Raw genomic sequence first — 21,499 nt, 5'->3', positions numbered from 1 at the left:
ATTTGATAAGATCATTATACACCGAAACAAACATACGTTCTGTTTAAAAAGAGACATTTTCTTTAAAAAGGACAAAACCGATTCATCCCCCACCTTCACTTCATTTAGAGGAGGGGGTCTTCTCGGTCAAAATGATAAAAAAACTTCCACCTATTATAGGGTGGAAGTTTTATCTTCTGGTAATAGCCTTTTCGGACGAGAAAGATGATGTTCTGTTAAATGCATGGCGTACTCGTAAAATAGCTGTCTCGTCAGTTCACTATATTCTTGTAATGTTTCGGATTGAAATATAGTTCTTCCAGGTTTGGAATTGGCTTCAAATAGCCAAATCTTCTCATCTTTATCTAAACCTAAATCAAAACCAATTTCTCCAATATTTCCTTCCGTTTGCTGATCTAAAATAGAACTTAGTTGCAAGGCTGCATCTGTCAATTTATTCGTGATTCGAACACGCTCCGTTGCATCAGAAAAAATATCTTGGAGTAGTTTTACTTCTCCGCCGCTATTTATATGAGTTGTCATACTGCCTTTCCCGGCGATTTTTGCAACGATGGCACTGACTCTCCAATTCCCAAAACGATTTTTATTTGTATGAATGCGAAAGTCTACTGGCTGCCCACCTATACGTAATAATACAATTCCTTGTTGAACAATAAATGTTTTTAAATCATGGCCTTGCATAACATGATTGATAAGTGTTTCTAAAGAGTGATACTTTCGTAATTTATTCTGCTCTGCCTCGCGGTAACGACAATAATAACTGTTTTCTGAAGTGGAATAAAGAATTTGATAAATATTTCGTCCAAGACTACCATGCACAGGTTTCATATAAATGTGTTTATATGATGATAAGAAATTCTCTACTTGCTCGAAGTGCTGAAATGTTTCTGTTTGAGGTAACAGAGAAGCGACTGTTTTTTCATTTGTAAGCAGCTGGTGTATATTCCATTTGTTAAAAAAACCTGGGTTGAACCATGGAATGGTGTACTTCGTTTGTAATCGTTTTTTTGTTCTGAGAATAGGTTTGTAAAGTTCTGCTTCTCGATTAGGTAGCCGATCATAAATAACGTTTGGAAAAGGAACTTTACATTGTATCCAGTTTTCCTCTTTAAAAAAGTATCCATCAATTGTTTCCTCATCCCAGTTCATATGTTGTGCACCAAATAAGAAAACAAATGGATGTAAAGAGTGAGGTGGGGTCAGTAACTCCTTGAAACTGATCGAACGATTGCCAATTGGATTAGCAGCTGATTCTGTAAAACCTGTTGTGAAAATACCGATCAATGGTCCAAATACAAGTGTTTGATTTTGAATGAAAGCATGCACGGTAGTTGGAAATGGAAGATAAAGTTCTTTCGCAATTTGTTCGCCAATTATAATTTCGTGAGCATAAGTATAATGAATTTCAATATTTTCACATGTCGTATTTCGTGTGCCGAAGGAAAGAAATGTAAGGGGAGAAGTACTAGAAAATATATAGGGCAATGTTAGCGATCTTGGATGATCGATAGAAATTTGTAATGTGTAAATATGATCTTTCAATGTAATAGTCACTCCTTTTTCAGTTACGGTGTAAATCGATTAAACCGTAATGGGCCGCGGGAAGCTTCTTCGGCCAGTGAATAATCATGCTGTTTTCGCATTCGCATATATAATCCTAAGTGCTCTATTTTATCCATTATGTAAAAAGAGAAGAGAGAACTGCTCAATTGTTTTTTATTTCTATTGTGCAATTGCGCGAATGGCTTCAGTACATTGCAAACATGCTCCCATATCATTATACTGTTGTCCGTATAACGATATTCTATTTTTGGATGATCTATGTTTTAGGGCGAGAGAAGCCAAATTGAAAGACATTCCTTTTTAGAGGTAAGAGAGGATCCGATTATGCATAGAAACGGTCAGGTCCTTTTTTCACCCCACGCTAAGTGAAACCAAAAGGAGAAAATAAGTGGAGATCACTTTTTGTTTTCATAGCAGTGACTGATGTATGGAAAGATCGAAATGGATTTATGTACATACAAGTGGAAAAACCTTTCTTTTTAGAGGGGAAAGAGGATCCGTCCATGGATAGAAGCGGTCGGATTCTTTTTCGGTCCCATGCCAAGTGAAAACGAGTGGAGGTCATCTTTTGTGCGTCATGGTAGTGGTTGCATTTCGGGGAAATATGGTAGTTATTTCGCATCTTAAGCCGTGAGAAATCGCAAAAGGTAGCTGATGGATGGAGAAAGTCAGTGTATCTCAAGATAAATGGCTGGTTGTGTATTGTTTTTGTAACAGGTTGTAGTAAGATATATATATTTGGAGAAATGGAAGGCTGGTATTGTGTAATGAATATGTGGTTAAATATGTTAACAACGACAGGGTTAGGAGCAATAATTGGTGGGTATACGAATCATTTAGCGATAAAAATGTTATTTCGCCCGCATCGCCCTATTTATATTGGAAAGTTTCGAGTACCTTTTACGCCCGGATTGATTCCGAAGCGTCGTGATGAACTTGCTGTTCAATTAGGGAAAATGGTTGTGGATCATTTGTTAACACCAGAAGGAATCGGCAAGAAATTAACAGATGAAAACTTTCAGCAAGAGCTGATTCAGTGGGGACAAGTAGAGATAGATAAAATTTTGGTGAATGAGCAATCATTACGAGAGGTTTTAGAAAAATGGGGCTTGGAGCATGTGGAAGGGAAGACCGTCCAAAAAATTGAAAGTATGATTGTGGAAAAAATTGATACGTTTTTATCACAATATTATACATATACGTGGGAACAAGCTTTGCCTAGTTCTGTTCATGAAAAAGTGGAGCAAATGATTCCGAATGTAGCATCATTTATTTTAGAAAGAGGTAAAAGCTTTTTTGAAAGTGAAGAGGGAAAAGAGCGGCTTGCCAAAATGATTGATGACTTTTTTGCTTCGCGAGGTACATTATTAAATTTAGTAGGTATGTTTTTAGGGAATGTAAGTTTAGTGGATCGTCTGCAGCCAGAAGTGATTAAGTTTTTAGGACAAGAAGGAACGAAGCAGCTTTTAAGTGATGTACTGCAAAAAGAGTGGGAGAAATTAAAGGGAAGAGAAGTGAAGGAACTAGATTCCTTTATAGAGAAAGAAACGATTGTAAAGTCAATCCTATCAACAGTTAAAATAGAGGAAACTGTAAGAGGATTTTTCAATCAGTCTGTTCAAAAAGTGTGTGAACCAGTTCGGGAAAAAGTTGTACAAACAATGATTCCAAGTTTAGTGAAAAAAGGTTTAGCATGGGGGACAAACAATACCGAACAGATTTTGAAAAATTTACATCTTGCTGAAATTGTACAACAAGAAGTATCTACATTCTCAACAGAGAGATTAGAAGATCTTGTGTTATCAATTACGAAGAGTGAATTGAAGATGATTACATATTTGGGAGCGTTGTTAGGGGGGACAATAGGTTTGATTCAAGGTATAGTGTTGCTTTTTCTAATGTAACGCTTTGTCTATATAAATCCATGTTACTTTTTCAATATACAAATCACGGCCATGAAAACAACAGGAGACATCCACTTATGTTCTCCTGTTGTTTTCACATAGCATGGGGCCGACCGCTTTTATGCATGAACGGACACCCTCACTCCTAAAAAGAAAGGTTTTATATCGGTAGCTCAATTTGTACTACTACCCCCACCTACCTCTACAAGAGCTTGAGGTGGAGGATTCTCCTGTCTCTGTCCTCACAAAACAGTTCCTCTCGATAAATAAAGTGAAATTTCTTCACATCTCGTGCATAGTTTGTTATTGTAAGAAGGTGCGTATCAAAAGGTACTCAAAGGGCGGGGACAATAGACCAAGCCCGTTAAAGGAGGAAAAATACAATGACAAAAAACATTCATGATGTTGCATATGAATTACAAAAAGCAATTGCAGAAAATACAGATTTCCAAGCTTTAAAAGCAAGTTATGCAGAAGTACAAGGGGATGCGGCATCAAAACAACTGTTTGATCAATTCCGTACAATGCAAATGGGCTTACAACAAAAGATGATGCAAGGACAAGAAATTACAGAAGAAGATAACCAAAAAGCACAAGAAGTTGTAGCGCTTATTCAACAAGATCCAAAAATCGTAAAGTTAATGGAAGCAGAGCAACGCTTAAATGTTGTAATCGGCGATATTAACAAAATTATTATGAAGCCACTTGAAGAATTATATACTGCATATCAAGCTTAATGAGAAAGGCGTTTCCTGAGAGGGAAGCGTCTTTTTTTATGGAGTTCGCAGAAGTTCCTTTTCTCAATCAATTGCATAAAAGGAAAGTTTTACAGGAAATAAAGTAAAGATAGGCAAGGAATATTTGTTGAGAAAACCTTTAAAAATATGTGATACAAATGTAAAAATTTATAAAAAATATTATTTCGATATAACAAAATACATGTAAGGGTTTTCATTTTTTATTGTCAAAATAATTTCGAATTCATATTGTTGGAAAAGTAATACATTTATAATATAATAATCAACAAGATATATTACACCACATTAATTAATCAGGTGTAATATATGGCTGATTTACATAATAACTAGCTTTATTGTACACGATTTTGACATAAAGGGATGATTAGTTTGAGTACAGAAGTAAAAGCAAACAACGTGAAAACAACAACAAAAGGAGCCGATCTTGTTGTCGATTGTTTAATCGAACAAGGAGTTACACATGTTTTCGGTATTCCAGGTGCAAAAATTGATTCTGTGTTTGATGTGTTGCAAGAGCGTGGACCTGAGTTAATCGTTTGTCGTCATGAACAAAACGCAGCATTTATGGCAGCGGCTGTTGGGAGATTGACAGGGAAACCAGGTGTATGTCTTGTTACATCGGGACCAGGGACATCAAATTTAGCGACAGGTCTTGTTACTGCTACGGCAGAGAGTGATCCCGTTGTTGCTTTAGCGGGTGCAGTGCCGCGTACAGATCGTTTAAAACGTACGCATCAATCTATGGATAATGCTGCACTATTCGAACCAATCACAAAATATAGCGTAGAAGTAGAGCATCCTGATAATGTGCCAGAAGCACTTACAAATGCATTCCGCAGTGCAACTTCTACTCATCCGGGAGCAACGCTTGTTAGTCTTCCACAAGATGTTATGACTGCTGAAACGTCCGTTTCATCTATTGGCACGCTTTCTCAGCCGCAACTTGGTATCGCTCCCACACATAAAATTGCAGCAGTTGTAGAACAAATTAAATCTGCAAAATTACCAGTTATTTTACTTGGTATGAGAGCGAGCACAAATGAAGTAACGAAAGCAGTTCGTGAGTTAATTGCTGATACACAATTGCCGGTTGTTGAAACGTATCAAGCAGCTGGAGCAATTTCACGTGAATTAGAAGATCATTTCTTTGGACGCGTTGGGTTATTCCGTAATCAACCAGGCGATATTTTATTAGAACAGGCCGATCTTGTTCTATCTATCGGTTATGACCCAATTGAGTATGATCCGAAGTTTTGGAATAAGTTAGGGGATAGAACGATTATTCATCTTGACGATCATCAAGCTGATATTGACCATGACTATCAACCAAATTGCGAATTAATTGGTGATATTGCATTAACGGTAGATAGCATTGCAGAGCAATTACCAAGATTTATCTTGTCAACAAAATCAGAAGCTATTTTAGATCAATTACGTGCGAAATTATCAGAGCAAGCCGAAGTGCCAGTTCGCGATTCACAAGGGCTTACACATCCACTGCAAGTCATTCGTACACTTCGTTCGTTAATTGATGATGAAACAACTGTTGCATGTGACATCGGTTCACATTACATTTGGATGGCAAGATGCTTCCGCTCTTATGAACCACGCCGTTTATTATTTAGTAATGGTATGCAGACATTAGGTGTCGCACTTCCTTGGGCAATTGCAGCGACATTGGTGGAACCAGGTAAAAAAGTGGTTTCTGTTTCTGGAGATGGTGGTTTCTTATTCTCTGCAATGGAACTAGAAACAGCAGTACGTCTCAAAGCTCCGATTGTTCATCTTGTTTGGAGAGATGGTACATATGATATGGTTGCCTTCCAACAAATGATGAAATACGGCAGAACATCAGCAACAGAATTTGGTGATGTTGATATTGTAAAATATGCAGAAAGCTTCGGTGCTATTGGACTTCGTGTGAATTCTCCAGAAGAGTTAGAAGGGGTATTACAAGAAGCACTGAAAGCAGAAGGTCCTGTAGTTGTAGATATTCCAATTGATTATCGCGATAACATTAAATTAAGTGAAAAATTACTACCAAACCAATTGAACTAGTGGTAAAGGAGTAGAATAGACATGAGTATTGCACAATTATTAGATATTGATGCGAAAAAGATGAAAACGAATAATGAAGTATATCAAACGTCAACAATGCTAGCTTTATTGGATGGTATATATGATGGCATTATCAACTTTGATAAATTAAAAGAGCACGGCGATTTTGGCATCGGTACGTTTGATCAATTAGATGGTGAAATGATTGCTTTTGATGGAGAATTTTATCATTTGCGTTCCGACGGTTCTGCAGAAATGGTAGCACCGGAAGAAACAACACCGTTTGCCACTGTAACATTTTTTGAAAAAGAAATGAGTTATACAATTGATCGTCCAATGAATCGTGAAGAAGTAGAATCTTTATTACATGAATTAATGCCAAGTAAAAACTTATTTTATGCGATTCGTATGGATGGAACATTCCGTGAAGTAAGAACAAGAACCGTTCCGTGTCAAGAAAAACCATATACACCACTTGTAGAAGTGACAAAATCACAGCCGATTTTTTCTTTCTCTCATACGAAAGGAACAATGGCAGGATTTTGGACACCAGATTATGCGCAAGGTATTGGAGTAGCCGGTTTCCATCTACATTATATTGATGATGAACGAAGCGGAGGCGGACATGTTTTTGATTTTACTGTAGAAAACTGTACGATCGAAATTTGTCAAAAAGCACATATGCATTTAGCACTTCCAGAAACAGCTGATTTTATGGCAGCGGATTTATCTAGAGAAAATCTTGAAAATGATATTGCGACTGCGGAAGGTGCGGAGTAAAAAAAGAAGCCGATTTGGCTTCTTTTTCATTTAGAGACAAATGGATGGTTCTTAAAATAAAAACGCCAAGGATAATGAACAGCTTCTTCAGCATAGTCAATATTGATGCGTGGGCCTGTTACAATCTCATATTGAGAAGATAGCTGCTCTGCTTCTGGCACCAATTCAATATATAATTCATCACCTTGTAAGGATAAGCCACGTTCTTCTAAAGTAATGCCAAGTGCGCGGCATAGCTTTCCAGGTCCGTTCGTTAAATTTTTGTATTGTGATTTCGTAAGATCTGTTTTACCGTAACGTGCCATTTTTATGTCTTCTATTCCATCGACTGGCTCTAATGCCCGAATAAGAACGCCTTGCGGGGTACCAACTGGAGCTGTAATGATATTAAAACAATGATACATACCATAGATGAGATATACATAAGCGTGTCCTGGTGCGCCAAACATAACTTCCGTTCGCTCGGTTCGTCTTCCCCCGTAACTATGTGCAGCTTTATCATCTGGTCCTTTATACGCTTCTATTTCTACAATGAATCCACTTCGTTTTATTCCATCTACTATATGTACAAGTTTATGACCAAGTAAATTTTTAGCAATTTCTAATGTATCACCCTCATAAAAAGAAGGAGGTGCTTTCATATTGGTATCCCCTTTACTGATGATATACGTATATATTAAACCAAATTTGCGTACGAAATTCTAACTCGTTCTAATTAACAAATTTAGTTCATAAATTATGGATAGAGTAAAAGCAGCTAAGAGGAGGAATGCGACGTGATTTATCGCTTGTTGGCTCTTAATATAGATGGGACGCTCCTGCAGAAAAATGGGAAGATACCAAAAGGAACACGAGAAGCTATTGATTTTGTCAAACGAAAAGGTGTATATGTTACGCTGTTTACAAGTCGGCACTTTCAATCGGCTCATAAAATAGCAAAGTCATTAAAACTAGATTCTATATTAATTACGCATAGCGGTGCTTTTATTTCTGCTTCATTAGATAAGCCGCTTGTTCAAAAACGATTATCAGAAGAAAAAACGTTTAATATCGTGCAAGTGCTCGAACATTTTGAATGTAATGTCCGTATTTCACATGAACGTTTTTCAATCGGTAACCGTGAGCGAAATACACCAAACTTAATTGCACGCACTGTATTATCAAGTTCGGATCCGTTATTTTATCCTGTTCAATTTGTAGATTCATTAGGTGACGCACTGCGTGATCAGCCTGTTTCAGCTCCGAAAATTGATGTTGTCTTTGCAAGTAGAGGAGAAAGAGAACGCGCGCTTAAAACGTTGAAAAAAGCATTTGAAAATGTCGAGTATATAGAATCCGGTGGGGGAAGGGTAGAAATTCTTCCGCTTCATGTATCGAAATTAAGAGGATTACAATTATTAGGAGAACACCTTGGGATCGAATTGAATGAAATGGTGGCAATTGGAGATAGTTTGGAAGATTTAGATGTCATCGCGGGTGTTGGATTAGGAGTTGCAATGGGAGATGCACCTATTCCATTGAAGCAAGCAGCAGATTGGATTACACGTTCCAATAGTGAAAACGGAGTGGAATATATGATTAAGGAACATTTTCGAAAGCAATTTCCACTTCCATTTTTAAAAAATCACTCGCAGGTTCATAAATGGTGACAAGATGACGAAAGAACGCAGCCTGAAAGCTGCGTTTCTTAGTGTTTGTCTTTCCGGGAAAATGAGGAAAAGCTTCTATATTGACCTCTAGTCACCCTTCAAGTAAACTAAAGAGAGTTTACAAATGAAAAGGTGATAAGTGTTGTTAATTTCAATAAAAACGTTACAAGATGATCGTTTTTTACGTCCGCTACAAAATATTAGCGGCTTATTTTTTGAAGAAAGCACGATAGGATTTGAGAAAGAAGATGCGAATCTTATTGTTGAAATAAAGATAGAAGGAAACGTGACAGCTTCAGCACGTTTAACAGACGTTGCAACTGGAAATGTATATGAAGAAACGTTTGAAAAAGATTTATCTTCCTTCACAGTAGAAAAAGAACGTATGAAACAAGTAAAACATGTTGTTTCATATGTGTATCTTTCTGTCTTGCAACAGCTAACTGGAATTGAGCAAAGTTGGGGGATTTTAACAGGAGTACGTCCAACGAAACTTCTTCATAAAATGCTTCAAAATGGCATGTCAAAAGAAGAAGCGCATAAAGAACTTCTTGAAAGCTATTTAATTCATGAAGAAAAAATTGAACTTCTGCAGCGCATCGTGGACTGTCAATTAGCAGTTGTTCCAGATTTATATCGTTTGAAAGAAGAAGTAAGTATTTATATCGGTATTCCGTTCTGTCCGACAAAATGTGCATATTGTACATTCCCGGCGTATGCGATTAATGGACGTCAAGGATCGGTTGATTCTTTCTTAGGAGGCTTACACTACGAAGTTCGTGAAATTGGTAAGTTCCTAAAAGAAAAAGGTGTTAAGGTTACAACGATTTATTACGGAGGCGGTACGCCAACAAGTATTACAGCAGAAGAGATGGACATGTTGTATGAAGAAATGTACCAATCGTTCCCGGATGTGAAAGAAGTACGCGAAGTAACAGTTGAGGCAGGTCGTCCTGATACGATTACGCCAGAAAAACTAGAAGTATTAAATAAATGGAACATCGACCGCATTAGTATTAATCCGCAGTCGTACCATCAAGAAACGTTAAAAGCAATCGGGCGCCATCATACAGTGGAAGAAACGATTGAAAAGTATCATTTAGCACGTCAAATGGGAATGAACAATATCAATATGGACCTAATTATTGGTCTTCCAGGTGAAGGACTAGATATATTTAAACATACGTTAGATGAAACGGAAAAGTTAATGCCGGAATCATTAACAGTTCACACATTATCATTTAAGCGTGCTTCTGAAATGACGCAAAATAAGCGTAAATATAAAGTGGCAGGTCGTGAAGAAATTACAGCGATGATGCATGAGGCTGAAGAGTGGACGAAAAATCATAATTACGTACCTTATTATTTATACCGCCAAAAGAACATTTTAGGTAACTTAGAAAATGTAGGCTATGCGATGCCATCGCAAGAAAGTATTTATAATATCGTGATTATGGAAGAAGTACAGTCTATTATCGGTCTTGGCTGCGGTGCATCAAGTAAATTTGTGCATCCAGAGACAGGGGCAATTACACATTTTGCAAACCCGAAAGATCCGAAATCATATAATGATGGTTATATCAAATATACAGAAGATAAGCTTGAAATTTTAAAAGAGCTATTCTCTTAAAGTGAAACTTTAATCCGTGGGGATTTTTCTCATCCCCCACGGATTATTAGTTGAACCAATCGGGCTTTTACGGGCAGTTTATCTCACACCTAACTTCTTGGCTTCTGCTAAAATTTAAGGTGGGAGTATTACTGCCCGTTAAAGCGGGGTAAGAGGCTGGCCTAAAGGTTCGCATATTGCGGGCTTTTAGGTTTCAGTCTCTTTTTTATATAAATGAGCTATTGTTTAAATAATATTGTTGATTTTAGCTATGTAAGCGTCAAATATTCCCTACCTACTATTTGTAAATAACCCATGAGATAATCTCCTTACATACTACATGTGGAGGTTTGGTTCTGTTGCAAAGTTTTCTAAACCACGTTACATTTTAGAAAAAATGAGTAGGAGCACGACAAGAGGAGATATTTTAAAGGAAAACAGTTTAAGAAAGATATCATTTTACTAATAAAGATGGAAAAAAAGTAATAATTCAGGACCATAGTGCAGGCCACTCTAAAGGTGGACAGGGACCGCATTTTAATGTGAGACCTGCAGATAAACCGCGAACAGGTAAATTTGAAGGTACACAAGAGCATTATCCATTTAATAAATAATATATAGAGGTGATTATATGTGGTACAGTAATTTAGAAGGAAATAGATTTATATCAAATTTATATAACGAAGCTCCTTCATTGTTAGATGTACGTATTGTAGCAGTTAAAATTGAAGATGAAGGTAAAAAAATTTCTATAAATTTTAATATGCCTAAATTCGCAGATAATCCTCCAAAAAAATGGAAAGATTTAAACTATAATACTGTATTTGTCCAACTAGACTTTTTTGATATACAGGAATTAACATTGAAATCTTCCAATGATAAATACAGAGGAGATATTAATATTGAATTAGACAAAGATGGGAATTTTAACATTAACATATCAGGTTCTGTATGTATGAATCTTAAAGCTGACTATGGTATCATACAATCTGTCAGTGGCTATATTGATACAATAAAATAGTTATCCTTAATTGACTCAACGTCTTTCAAAATTTTTAGTAGATGAGTATAGCAACTTAAATAGAATCAATGAGCAAGCTGTAAAGAACATAGTATACAAAAGAGCATCCTTTAAATGGATGCTCTTTTGCAACTCTTATTTCACATATACAAAAGCTTCGTTTGCAGTAATATAGTATGTTTTACCTTTGCTTAGCTATAAAACAAGGGAACACCTATTTAAGGAGTTCCCTTATTCCATCTGATTTAATCCTGTAATGCTCAGTCCTTTTTCTTTGGTGTAGGTTATAAATGCCCTCCAAGCATTCATACAAAAGACTTTGGAGGGTGAGAGCTTAGAACGGATAGCTTGATAAATAAAAACCATTCTTTGGATGGGAGAGAGAATCCGTCCATGCATAGAAGCGGTCATTGCTTTTTTAGCCCCAGGCCAAGTAAAAACAAAGGGAGAAAATGAGTGGAGCACTCCTTTTGTTTTCATAGCAGATACGTGTATGCCTACAAATCAAAATGAATATATATTTGTAAAACGCTGTCGAGAATGATCAGAAAAAGAAGGTGAAAATGTAGAGGAAATGTCTACTTATAGACGAAATGATAGAATTATGAAAGTTAAAAGGGGGCATATTTTGACATGTATATGACGATTGGGAGGATTTTTGATTTAACGGTAGGGAAATATGCAAATAAAGAAGCGTTAGTAGAACCAGAAAAGAACATTCGTTGGACATATAAAGAATGGGATGAACAGATCAATAAAACGGCGCAAGCATTATTAGCAGAAGGTGTGAAAAAAGGAGATACTGTATCTGTTTATTTATATAATTGTCATGAATTTGTAAACGTTTACCTCGCTTGTGCGAAAATCGGTGCGATTTTCAATCCGATTAACTTCCGTTTAAAAGCAAAAGAAGTAGCTTATATCCTCATGGATGCATCCTCAAAAGTCGTTGTATTTGAAAAAGCCGTTGAACAGACGGTTGCTGCCATTGAACGAGATTTCCCAAATAGTTCTTTTTGGTACATAGAAGATCATGCACCTTCATACGCTGCTTCTTATCATGAAAAGGTAAATGCAGCTTCATCTGAGGCAGTGGATATTGTCGTTGAGGAAACAGATTATTGTTCGATGCTCTATACCAGTGGTACAACGGGTCATCCAAAAGGGGTGCTACATCGTCATCGTGATATGGCTGAACATAGTATGATTTGCACGTATTTCTTAAAATATAACCGTGATAGTATTGGCCTTGTAGTAGCACCGTTATATCATTGCGGTGAATTAAATGCTGGTATTATACCAAGAATTCAAGTTGGCGGAAAGAATATCATTTTACATCACTTTGATACAGAGACGGTTTTACATACAATTCAAAAGGAAAAAATTACAACATTCTTTGCGGCGCCAACGATGTGGAATATGCTGTTACAAGAGGATTTATCACAATATGAATTACGGTCGATGAAAATTGGAGTATATGGCGGAGCTGCGATGGCACCAGCGCTCGTAAAAGAATGTAAAGAGCGTCTGCATATCGATCTTGTTCAAATTTATGGAATGACAGAGATGGGTCCCGTTATTGCATTCTTAGTAGAAGAAGATCAAATTACGAAAGCTGGTTCAGCCGGAACGCCTTGTTTTAGTCATGAAATTCGAATTGTAAAACCGAACGAAGAGGGGCCGGCAGAACCAGATGACGTGTTACCACCTTATGAAGTGGGAGAAATTATTTCACGTGGACCAACTATGATGGCAGGATATCATAATCGTGAAGAAGCAACAGCAAAGTCTATGTATAAAGGATGGTATCACTCAGGTGATTTAGGTTATTTAGATAAAGATGGTTATTTATACGTTGCCGATCGTTTGGATGATATGGTCATTAGCGGCGGGGTAAATATTTATCCGCGTGAAATTGAAGATTTCCTGCATAGTCATCCTGGGATACTAGATGTTGCTGTACTTGGTGAACCAGATGAATTATGGGGTGAACGTGTTGTTGCGGTAGTGGTCAAAAAGGATGAACATATTACGGCGGAAGATTTAGAAAAGTATTGTAAAGAAAGTGATGAATTAGCAGACTATAAACGACCACGCCACTACGTATTTGCAGATGAACTTCCTCGTAATGCGAGTGGGAAATTGCAGAAATTTGTACTTAGAGAGTCATTAAAAGGTGCTAAACAATAAAAAAAATGCCTTTCCAATTTGGAAAGGCATTTTTTTTATTTGCGTGAGAAACCTTCTTCATCAAGGTATTCTGCAGCTTCTGGATAAGAATTGAATGTTCCGTCTAAGTTACTACCTGCGTACACATTCCACATATCGTCTTCTTGGATAAGAGTAAGAATATGGCCGTCTTCATTATGCCATTCTTCTTCTTTAGTAGGTGCAGCCTGTGCGACTACTTCTTCGGGTTCTTGGGATAGAAGTTCAATTGATTTTTGAATTAATGAGCGTAGTTCGTCTGCTGAAAATTCACGGATGTTAACCATGCCTTTATCGTCTGTTTTATAACCGTTAATGCCGCTAGCGTATACAAAGCCATTTCCATTTGGATGTAAATGATAAACAACGTTCTTTTTGTCTAAGCGACTTTCTTCAAAGTGAAAGTTTACACGTTTTAATGACACGTTCTTTCTTTCTAATTGCGGGAAAGATTCGATAATCGATAATTTTTCTTCAAAAGTTAGCATATTGCCTCCAAATATATAGTAAAAGATTTAATCCGTTCATTATAGCATAGGGGGATTTTTTTCTAAAGCGTTAGCGAGAAGGGAATGTGAAAAATGAAGACGGTTACTTCACGATACTGTAAAGAGTTTCTTCTAAAAGGCGCTGACGAACGCGCCTTTCTCACGTTACAATGGAACGTGGACATTATCCTGCATGTAACACTTCTACCTCAAAATTTAGCGAAAGCAAGGAAGTTAGTGAGAGAAGAACTGTCAGTAAAAGCCCGATTGGTAAGAGATAATAATCAGTGGGACTGAAGACCCCTCACTGATTAAAGTTTCATTTTATGTAGAGGTGATTTTTTTATGGTTCAAAAAATAGCAAAAGAATGTTTAGCGGGTTTTACCGTGGCGATTGTTGCACTGCCGCTCGCAATTGCGTTTGGGATTGCCGCAACGGGGACATCTGAAGGGGCGTTAGTCGGATTGTATGGTGCGATTTTTGCGGGATTATTTGCAGCGCTGTTTGGTGGCACAGCAGGGCAAGTAACAGGTCCTACAGGTCCAATTACGGTGATTGCGACAGGAGTTATCGCAACTCATGGACTCGAAGCAAGTTTTATCGCATTTATGATGGCCGGGTTGTTTCAAATTTTATTTGGTGTATGTAAGCTTGGAGCTTATATACGTTATATTCCATATTCCGTTGTTTCAGGGTTTATGAATGGAATTGCACTTATCATTATTTTAGGTGAAATGAAGCATGTAAAGAATAGCTTTTTACTTGTTCTGTTAACAATTCTCGTTATGCTTGTTGCAGGGAAGTGGATTAAAGCGATTCCGGCGAGTCTAATTGCGTTAGTTGGAGTTACGGCAACATTGCCATTATTTTCTCATGTATTACAAGGACTTACGATTCAATTACCTTTTGTGGGAACGATTCCTCTAAACAAGATGATTGAAAAAATTGGAGCAATTCCAGAAGCAATACCTTCTCTTCATGTACCATCTTTTAGTGGATCAGTAGTGCTTGAACTTATTTTTCCAGCACTTAGTATCGCATTATTAGGATCAATTGACTCTTTATTAACATCTGTTGTGATGGATAACGTAACAGGTACGCGCCATAAAAGTAATAAAGAATTGATTGGCCAAGGGTTAGGGAATATCATGAGTGGATTGTTTGGCGGATTAGCAGGAGCAGGAGCAACTGTAAGATCGATTGTGAATATAAGAAGTGGCGGGAAAACAGCATTGTCAGCTTGTATGCATAGCATCATTTTATTTATTTTCATTATTGGACTTGGTGCGGTTGTACAATATATTCCACTTGCAGTACTATCGGGTATTTTAATTTTAACAGGTATCGGAATGTTTGATTGGGATAGCATGAAAAAGATGCATGTAGCCCCAAAAGCTGATACTGTCGTTATGCTTTTAACAATGGTGATTACAGTGAAATTTGATTTAATGATTGCGGTTGCGTTTGGCATAGTGCTTTCCTTCATTTTATATATAGTGCAATGTAAAGAACGAAAAGCTTCTATTGTAAAAGAAGAAGGGGAAGATGCATTGTATATGATTCGGGGGCCGCTTTCCTTTCTATCTGTTGACCGTATTTTCTCTTCTTTGCAAGAAGTCAAATCTCATTTGACATTACGTTTGAATGATGTGCATTATATGGATACTTCAGGAGCGATGGCGCTATTAAACTTTGTGGATCATACGGAGAAAATGGGTGCAAGTGTAACGCTTGAGCATTTACAGCCGCATGTTGAACAGACGCTGCTAAGTTTGGCAAATGATGAACAAAGAAAAAAGTTACAAATGGTGAACGAAAAGTAGAGTTGAAATGATGAAAAGCAGCATCCACATAATTGGATGCTGCTTGTAGCGTTTTCTTAATCTGCTTTTAAATCAACAATGACATAGGCTAATATTACGACAAAGAAAATACTAACAGCTGGTGCGGTTAATACATGTCCAGCCGTAAAGGCAATACCTAGTGCTAATACTAGCACACTGGCAAGGAGCATATATCTTACAGTTATAATGGATTTGAAATTTGTAATGACGCGAATGAATAATCGAATGCCAAAATAAACAAATGGTAACAGATAAAGCAGAAAACCAATGATTCCAAATGAAAAGAATAAATCATGAAAGTCCATTTCAATTAGTTTAACTGCATCTTTATCTTTATAGTTTCCTGCGTATCCCATACCGAATAACTTTTGTGATATAGGGGCTTCTTTATAGTATTGTTTATACACTTGTAAGAATTTATCACGGTCACTATAAATTAAACTATTCATTTCTCCACTTGTTAATTTTCCTTCTGCACGTCTTTTTGCTTCTTCAGGATCCTCTGTAATTACTTTCCCTTCTTTTCTTGCTTGTTCTTCGCTTGCTAATTTTTTATCTTCATATATTTGTAAATGAATGCCCATATTTTTTGCAATAGGAGTAAGTGGTGTGACTGCCAATAAACCACCTAGTACAACAAGAGCAACAAAGGTATTAACAAGATGTGTAATTCCTTTACCTACTTTTTTACGTTGCATCATATATTCAATAATAGAAAAGAGAAGTGCAACGCCTAGTGTAAGGATAATTGCTCCATATCCCACTTTTGTTCCGACCATAATACTGGCATACATCGCTAAAATTGTTGGAATCCAGTAGTATACTTTAGAAAAAGAAGTTGTTTTCTGTACAGAGTAGAGTACAACCATTGGGAACGTGATTGCTAAAATAGAACTCAATTCATTTCCCGCGAAGAACCATCCTCTAGAGCCGGTTTTTTCGTATGAATAACTTGAGAAATCTGTTCCGGATGCTATAGATACAATCATAACCATACTTACAATTAACGATGCATATAAGAAATATGTAATGAGTTTATCAGAAGCATGCTGTTTATCTTTTAGTTCTTTAAATACAAGAATATATCCAAACAATAAAACGATTGGATATGTACTTTTCAAAATGAATTTAATTTCCTCGCCAAAAGAAACGGGGTGCTTGACGATCATATTGTTTACAAGTCCAGCAGCAAGTACGATACCAAGTAAGACTAGATAGAAAATATATTTCTTATTACCAGGTTGTTTCCAATTGAAAAGTAGATATCCTAAAGCGAGAGTCATAAAGGCAAATCTTACTACAATTCCGACTGTCGCACTCATGTGTAATGTGTAGATAGAGAAAGATGTTAATAAATCTAAAATTGGTTGCAACACGATGAATAGTAACAGGAAATGTGGGAAGTAGTTATTCGTTTGTTTCAACTTGTTAACCATGTTTTCCTCCATTTCTTCATTTTCGCATGATTGGATGAACGAATTTCTATGTCCATTTGATACATCAACATAAGAATACACCATTTTATTATAATGGTAAATAGACGAGGATATGTGGCAAATCTCTTGAAAAGAGGTTATTTTCTTTCATTCATAATAGGGAATATGTAAATTTTCGAGTGTATTAGACAGAAAATTACGAAAAAAGAAGGATTTTACACCTCTTTTCTTTAATTATATAAGTATAATCTTTAAGGAAGAAAGAGGGATATATAATGGAAGTAAAAAGTAAAGCCGAGTCTGTAGTTGTGAAATATGAAGGACGAGTAGCAACGATTATGATGAATCGCCCAGAAGTATTAAATGCATTAGATGAACCTACGCTCAAAGAATTGTTAGCAAAGCTGAAAGAAGTAGCTGAAAGTTCCGTTCATATTGTCGTATTATGCGGGAATGGACGTGGTTTTTCTGCGGGTGGAGACATTAAATCTATGCTTTCTAGTAATGATGAAAGCAAATTTGAAAGTATCATGAATACCATTTCAGAAATTGTTGTAACGTTATATACAATGCCAAAACTTGTGATCAGTGCAATTCATGGCCCAACTGCGGGGCTTGGTTTAAGTATTGCGTTAACAGCTGATTATGTATTGGCAGACGTTTCATCTATCATTGCGATGAATTTTATTGGAATCGCTTTAATACCAGACGGCGGGGGGCATTTCTTCTTACAAAAACGTCTCGGTGAAAATATGGCAAAACAAATCATTTGGGAAGGTAAAAAGTTACCAGCAACAGAAGCGTTAGAGCTTGGATTAATTGACGAAGTTATCGGAGAAAACTTCCAAGGTGCTGTAAAACAAAAAATAAATGAATGGCTTCAAAAACCAATTAAATCCATGATTCAAACGAAACAAATTTTATGCGAAGTCAATCGCTCAAGCTTAGAACAAACGCTTCAGCTTGAAAAGCGCGGACAATACGAAATGAGAAGAACAGCTGACCATAAAGAAGGAATTACTGCATTTTTAGAAAAACGTCCGCCTGCGTTTAAAGGGGAATAAAAAAAGAAAAAGTGTTAACACATCCTAAGTGTTAGCACTTTTTTAAGTAATGAGGGAAAAGATGAAAAGAAAAGTTATAGTTATTATCGGTTTATTTATGCTAATCTATTTTGCTCTACATAGCACACCAACGCTTGCTGTTCGCACGGCGTTATTTTTTGAGGGCCATCCTAAGGTTGCTACAGGGGGAGAAATTACGAAAGAAAGAAATATAGAGAAAGAAGCACTTCCTGCAGCTTGTCAAACATTGTATGGAACAGAAAATAACGAACCAGATCATTACTTCTTTCCTCAAGTACAAGCTCATGGAACGGGGATTGATATGATGAGTGCGTGTGTGAAAAAGAAATGGTTTTTCTATAAAGCAGAGCTAGGATGCTACTAAATATGGAAAGAAGATATGCTATAGTATAAGTATGATATTTTGGTGGAGGTAGAACTATGTCAACTTATAATAAACTAGTTAGAGATCTCGTTCCAGAAAAGATTTTAATGTCTGGAAAAACATATACTTCAAAAAAATTAACTGGTCAAGCATACATACAAGCATTAGCGAAAATCGGAACAGAGGAAATTCGTGAATTCGCCTCAATGAAAGAACGTGAACACGCATTAGATTCACTGGCTGATGCACTAGAAGTCATCATCTCACTAGCGCGTGCAGAAGGCGCAACATTTGAAGATATTGAGCGTCTTCGTAAGCAAAAAGAAGAAGAACGCGGTGGGTTCCAAAGAGGGATTTACTTGCTGGATGTTTCGGAGGAGTAGTTAACTGTGAATTATATAGAGATATAAAACCTTTCTGTTTTTGGGTGGGAGAGAGGATCCGTCCATGCGTAGAAGCGGACTCGGCTTTTTTCTGTCCCATGCTGTGTTTGAAACAAAGGGAGAGAATGAGAGTAAAACGTTCTCTTTTGGCGTACAAAACAACAAACAATAAGCTAAATGGGTTACGAAATCGCAAATGATTTCGTAACCCATTTAGCTTGTTGATATATAAGTATTTTTGGCATTCTAGCAAGCTAATTCGCATAAGAAAACGCAAGTAAATTATCATGTTAAAATGAGACTTATTTTCCCCATATTTTTTTAAACGACATAGCATATGTTATTCCAAGTACGGATTGTACTATTAGAAATAGTGATGCAGTCAATGTTTTTACATTATGGTCCAATGCACCTAATACTCCCATAATTAAGCCAATTAAGATAAAAAGTACACTTAGGAAAGGCGTAACTTTCATTAATATTTCAAACTTTTTATTCATAAAATGACCTCCTATTTTCTGTGGATTTTAACTATTATATAGGATTTATTATAAAATTAAAATATTTAAATTATATGTAAATCGCCTATCTAAATTTAAAGGCCTTTAATTTTGTATCTGAATGAGAGGTGTGGGATTGCACCAAAAGTTTTTGCTCTTAACAGAGCCATTTTTGGGGGAGCATTGTTTTTAATAAAGAATGATTGAATTCCCTCCCTATATAAGTAAATAACGAGGGGCTTCTGAAAAACATCTACTGTTATTCTCCTGAATCCTCTTCAAAAACGTCTCTTGTATATAATAACTATACATTATATATAAGAAGAAAGGTAAACTTAATTGGTAATTACATCAATTTATGTATATTAAAACAATTTTATTATTTTTTCTTATTTTAGGGTGGAGAGAGTCCGTCCATGCGTAGAGGCGGTCAGTGCCTTTTTCTGCCCCATGCCGGGTTTAAAACAAAGGGAGAGAATGAGAGGAGGTCTCTTTTTGTTTTCATAGCAGTGACTGAGATATTGGGAAATCAATATATATAGTGAAAAATCGATATAAACCCTTTCTTTTTTTTGTGGGAGAGAGGATCCATGTATATGCGGAAGTGGAAAGAAATATAAAAAATGTTGTTTAAAATAAAGGCTATATAGGAGAAACGCCATCTATAAGTGGTGGTTTTCTAATGATTACTGTATACTGAATATTAGAAAAATGAAGTGGAGGGACCAACATTGGCACATCATGCAAAAGAAACAATGGAATTAATTAAACAGCTTGTTTCTATTCCAAGTCCATCTGGAAATACAGGCAAAATCATTAACTTTATTGAAAACTACGTAAAAGAGTGGAATGTAGAAACGAAGCGTAACAATAAAGGTGCGCTTATTTTGACGTTAAAAGGGAAAAACGATGATCAGCATCGTTTACTAACTGCTCACGTTGATACTTTAGGTGCAATGGTAAAAGAAATTAAATCTGACGGTCGCCTTCGCTTATCGATGATTGGCGGGTTTCGCTGGAACTCTGTTGAAGGAGAATATTGCGAAATCGAAACAGCGAGCGGAAAAACATATACGGGTACAATTTTAATGCACCAAACATCTGTCCATGTATACAAAGACGCAGGTGAAGCAAAACGTGATGAAAAAAATATTGAAGTTCGTATCGATGAGCGCGTATCTTCAGCAGATGAAGTTCGTGAACTAGGAATCGAAGTAGGGGACTTTGTCTCATTCGACCCACGTGTCCAAATTACAGAGAGCGGCTACATAAAATCACGTCACCTAGACGACAAAGTAAGCGTGGCAATTCTACTAAAATTAATTAAAAGATTACAAGATGAAAACATTACATTGCCATACACAACACATTTTTTAATCTCTAATAATGAAGAAATCGGGTATGGTGGTAATTCCAACATCCCAGAAGAAACAGTAGAATACTTAGCTGTCGACATGGGAGCATTAGGGGATGGTCAAGCATCAGATGAATACACAGTATCCATCTGTGCGAAAGACTCTAGCGGTCCATACCACTACGGTTTACGTAAACATTTAGTGGAACTTGCGAAAGCAAACAACATTGAATATAAAGTAGATATTTACCCATACTACGGATCAGATGCATCCGCAGCAATCCGCGCAGGATTTGATGTGAAACACGCGCTAATTGGAGCAGGAATTGATTCTTCTCATGCATTTGAGCGTACACATGAGAGTTCGATTGTACATACGGAGGCGCTTGTGTTTGCTTATGTGATGTCAGAGTTGATTGGAGAATAGCGAAAAGAGGTTACCTGGCACTGGGTAACCTCTTTTGTATGGCGAATGTTGTCGGATTGACACTCCC

Annotated in this window: 19 protein-coding genes and 2 pseudogenes; 16 read left to right on the top strand and 5 right to left on the bottom strand. The window is 36.7% G+C overall.

Features of this window, described 5'->3' with window-relative positions:
- Positions 1-153: 153 nt before the first annotated feature.
- Positions 154-1,542, bottom strand: coding sequence for a YheC/YheD family endospore coat-associated protein (locus tag MHH71_RS11595; RefSeq protein WP_033798664.1), 1,389 nt, complete (start codon positions 1,540-1,542; stop codon positions 154-156).
- Between the two features lie 767 nt (positions 1,543-2,309).
- Here MHH71_RS11595 and MHH71_RS11590 point away from each other — a divergent pair.
- From MHH71_RS11590 to budA, 4 genes are all read left to right on the top strand, one after another.
- Entirely contained in the window at positions 2,310-3,467 is a 1,158-nt protein-coding gene (locus MHH71_RS11590) for a DUF445 domain-containing protein (protein ID WP_006093679.1), read from the top strand.
- A 383-nt stretch (positions 3,468-3,850) separates the two neighbouring features.
- Complete coding sequence (locus MHH71_RS11585; protein ID WP_006093678.1) at positions 3,851-4,204, top strand: YlbF/YmcA family competence regulator; 354 nt, start codon at positions 3,851-3,853, stop codon at positions 4,202-4,204.
- 390 nt (positions 4,205-4,594) lie between these two features.
- Positions 4,595-6,283, top strand: coding sequence for an acetolactate synthase AlsS (gene alsS, locus MHH71_RS11580; protein WP_018782312.1), 1,689 nt, complete (start codon positions 4,595-4,597; stop codon positions 6,281-6,283).
- Positions 6,284-6,304: 21 nt separating this feature from the next.
- Positions 6,305-7,063 (top strand): acetolactate decarboxylase, encoded by a 759-nt coding sequence (gene budA, locus MHH71_RS11575; protein ID WP_006093676.1) that lies wholly within the window; start codon positions 6,305-6,307, stop codon positions 7,061-7,063.
- 26 nt (positions 7,064-7,089) lie between these two features.
- Here the strand turns inward: budA and MHH71_RS11570 are convergent, their stop codons facing one another.
- Positions 7,090-7,704: a DNA-3-methyladenine glycosylase gene (locus MHH71_RS11570; RefSeq protein WP_006093675.1), complete on the bottom strand. Its 615-nt coding sequence runs from the start codon at positions 7,702-7,704 to the stop codon at positions 7,090-7,092.
- A 135-nt stretch (positions 7,705-7,839) separates the two neighbouring features.
- On the opposite strand from MHH71_RS11570, the gene MHH71_RS11565 reads away from it, so the two are divergent.
- The 5 genes and pseudogenes from MHH71_RS11565 (at position 7,840) to MHH71_RS11545 (ending at position 13,532) form a co-directional block, all read left to right on the top strand.
- Positions 7,840-8,712 carry a Cof-type HAD-IIB family hydrolase gene (locus tag MHH71_RS11565; RefSeq protein ID WP_018782311.1) on the top strand — a complete coding sequence of 291 codons (873 nt, stop codon included), beginning with the start codon at positions 7,840-7,842 and terminating at the stop codon, positions 8,710-8,712.
- A 139-nt stretch (positions 8,713-8,851) separates the two neighbouring features.
- On the top strand, positions 8,852-10,342 hold the full coding sequence (locus MHH71_RS11560) for a coproporphyrinogen III oxidase (RefSeq protein ID WP_006093673.1): 1,491 nt from the start codon (positions 8,852-8,854) through the stop codon (positions 10,340-10,342).
- Between the two features lie 440 nt (positions 10,343-10,782).
- Positions 10,783-10,935, top strand: a pseudogene (locus MHH71_RS11555) (HNH/endonuclease VII fold putative polymorphic toxin); the annotation flags it as partial.
- 17 nt (positions 10,936-10,952) lie between these two features.
- On the top strand, positions 10,953-11,342 hold the full coding sequence (locus tag MHH71_RS11550) for an Imm50 family immunity protein (RefSeq protein ID WP_006093671.1): 390 nt from the start codon (positions 10,953-10,955) through the stop codon (positions 11,340-11,342).
- Positions 11,343-11,975: 633 nt separating this feature from the next.
- Entirely contained in the window at positions 11,976-13,532 is a 1,557-nt protein-coding gene (locus MHH71_RS11545; RefSeq protein WP_078211871.1) for a fatty acid--CoA ligase, read from the top strand.
- Between the two features lie 35 nt (positions 13,533-13,567).
- On the opposite strand, the gene MHH71_RS11540 is transcribed toward MHH71_RS11545, so the two are convergent.
- Positions 13,568-14,038, bottom strand: a complete 471-nt coding sequence (locus MHH71_RS11540; RefSeq protein WP_003195524.1) for a hypothetical protein — start codon at positions 14,036-14,038, stop codon at positions 13,568-13,570.
- A 93-nt stretch (positions 14,039-14,131) separates the two neighbouring features.
- On the opposite strand from MHH71_RS11540, the gene MHH71_RS11535 reads away from it, so the two are divergent.
- The gene (locus MHH71_RS11535) at positions 14,132-14,335 is read left to right on the top strand and encodes a hypothetical protein (RefSeq protein WP_018782309.1); all 204 of its coding nucleotides are present in this window, start codon (positions 14,132-14,134) and stop codon (positions 14,333-14,335) included.
- 48 nt (positions 14,336-14,383) lie between these two features.
- On the top strand, positions 14,384-15,862 hold the full coding sequence (locus MHH71_RS11530; RefSeq protein WP_006093682.1) for a SulP family inorganic anion transporter: 1,479 nt from the start codon (positions 14,384-14,386) through the stop codon (positions 15,860-15,862).
- Between the two features lie 56 nt (positions 15,863-15,918).
- Here MHH71_RS11530 and MHH71_RS11525 read toward each other — a convergent pair whose 3' ends face one another.
- Complete coding sequence (locus tag MHH71_RS11525; RefSeq protein ID WP_033798666.1) at positions 15,919-17,319, bottom strand: O-antigen ligase family protein; 1,401 nt, start codon at positions 17,317-17,319, stop codon at positions 15,919-15,921.
- A 275-nt stretch (positions 17,320-17,594) separates the two neighbouring features.
- On the opposite strand from MHH71_RS11525, the gene MHH71_RS11520 reads away from it, so the two are divergent.
- The 3 genes from MHH71_RS11520 (at position 17,595) to MHH71_RS11510 (ending at position 19,151) form a co-directional block, all read left to right on the top strand.
- A complete protein-coding gene (locus MHH71_RS11520; protein WP_006093684.1) occupies positions 17,595-18,383 on the top strand; it encodes an enoyl-CoA hydratase in 789 nt (262 codons plus the stop codon).
- Between the two features lie 61 nt (positions 18,384-18,444).
- Positions 18,445-18,768 carry a hypothetical protein gene (locus tag MHH71_RS11515; RefSeq protein WP_033798667.1) on the top strand — a complete coding sequence of 108 codons (324 nt, stop codon included), beginning with the start codon at positions 18,445-18,447 and terminating at the stop codon, positions 18,766-18,768.
- Positions 18,769-18,824: 56 nt separating this feature from the next.
- Positions 18,825-19,151 (top strand): nucleoside triphosphate pyrophosphohydrolase, encoded by a 327-nt coding sequence (locus tag MHH71_RS11510; RefSeq protein ID WP_003195533.1) that lies wholly within the window; start codon positions 18,825-18,827, stop codon positions 19,149-19,151.
- Positions 19,152-19,453: 302 nt separating this feature from the next.
- On the opposite strand, the gene MHH71_RS11505 is transcribed toward MHH71_RS11510, so the two are convergent.
- On the bottom strand, positions 19,454-19,651 hold the full coding sequence (locus MHH71_RS11505; RefSeq protein ID WP_033798668.1) for a hypothetical protein: 198 nt from the start codon (positions 19,649-19,651) through the stop codon (positions 19,454-19,456).
- 585 nt (positions 19,652-20,236) lie between these two features.
- Here MHH71_RS11505 and MHH71_RS30595 point away from each other — a divergent pair.
- Together MHH71_RS30595 and MHH71_RS11500 are read left to right on the top strand one after the other, a co-directional pair.
- Positions 20,237-20,290, top strand: a pseudogene (locus MHH71_RS30595) (SEC-C metal-binding domain-containing protein); the annotation flags it as partial.
- Positions 20,291-20,382: 92 nt separating this feature from the next.
- Positions 20,383-21,432, top strand: coding sequence for a M42 family metallopeptidase (locus MHH71_RS11500; protein WP_033798669.1), 1,050 nt, complete (start codon positions 20,383-20,385; stop codon positions 21,430-21,432).
- The last annotated feature ends 67 nt before the right edge of the window (positions 21,433-21,499 follow it).

This window comes from Bacillus sp. FSL H8-0534 (assembly GCF_038005885.1).
In the GTDB taxonomy this organism is placed as follows: Bacteria; Bacillota; Bacilli; order Bacillales; family Bacillaceae_G; genus Bacillus_A; species Bacillus_A pseudomycoides.
Note: the sequence above shows the minus strand (reverse complement) of the source record. Positions and strands in the feature narration are given on the sequence as shown.

What these genes read in the sequence shown, in the direction of transcription:
- MHH71_RS11570 (WP_006093675.1), bottom strand. Translation starts at nt 7,704, where the DNA reads ATGAAAGCACCTCCTTCTTTTTATGAGGGTGATACATTAGAAATTGCT.
- MHH71_RS11515 (WP_033798667.1), top strand. Translation starts at nt 18,445, where the DNA reads ATGAAAAGAAAAGTTATAGTTATTATCGGTTTATTTATGCTAATCTAT.
- MHH71_RS11540 (WP_003195524.1), bottom strand. Translation starts at nt 14,038, where the DNA reads ATGCTAACTTTTGAAGAAAAATTATCGATTATCGAATCTTTCCCGCAA.
- MHH71_RS11525 (WP_033798666.1), bottom strand. Translation starts at nt 17,319, where the DNA reads ATGGTTAACAAGTTGAAACAAACGAATAACTACTTCCCACATTTCCTG.
- MHH71_RS11585 (WP_006093678.1), top strand. Translation starts at nt 3,851, where the DNA reads ATGACAAAAAACATTCATGATGTTGCATATGAATTACAAAAAGCAATT.
- budA (WP_006093676.1), top strand. Translation starts at nt 6,305, where the DNA reads ATGAGTATTGCACAATTATTAGATATTGATGCGAAAAAGATGAAAACG.
- MHH71_RS11535 (WP_018782309.1), top strand. Translation starts at nt 14,132, where the DNA reads ATGAAGACGGTTACTTCACGATACTGTAAAGAGTTTCTTCTAAAAGGC.
- MHH71_RS11510 (WP_003195533.1), top strand. Translation starts at nt 18,825, where the DNA reads ATGTCAACTTATAATAAACTAGTTAGAGATCTCGTTCCAGAAAAGATT.
- MHH71_RS11550 (WP_006093671.1), top strand. Translation starts at nt 10,953, where the DNA reads ATGTGGTACAGTAATTTAGAAGGAAATAGATTTATATCAAATTTATAT.
- MHH71_RS11590 (WP_006093679.1), top strand. Translation starts at nt 2,310, where the DNA reads ATGGAAGGCTGGTATTGTGTAATGAATATGTGGTTAAATATGTTAACA.
- MHH71_RS11520 (WP_006093684.1), top strand. Translation starts at nt 17,595, where the DNA reads ATGGAAGTAAAAAGTAAAGCCGAGTCTGTAGTTGTGAAATATGAAGGA.
- MHH71_RS11530 (WP_006093682.1), top strand. Translation starts at nt 14,384, where the DNA reads ATGGTTCAAAAAATAGCAAAAGAATGTTTAGCGGGTTTTACCGTGGCG.
- MHH71_RS11505 (WP_033798668.1), bottom strand. Translation starts at nt 19,651, where the DNA reads ATGAATAAAAAGTTTGAAATATTAATGAAAGTTACGCCTTTCCTAAGT.
- MHH71_RS11545 (WP_078211871.1), top strand. Translation starts at nt 11,976, where the DNA reads ATGTATATGACGATTGGGAGGATTTTTGATTTAACGGTAGGGAAATAT.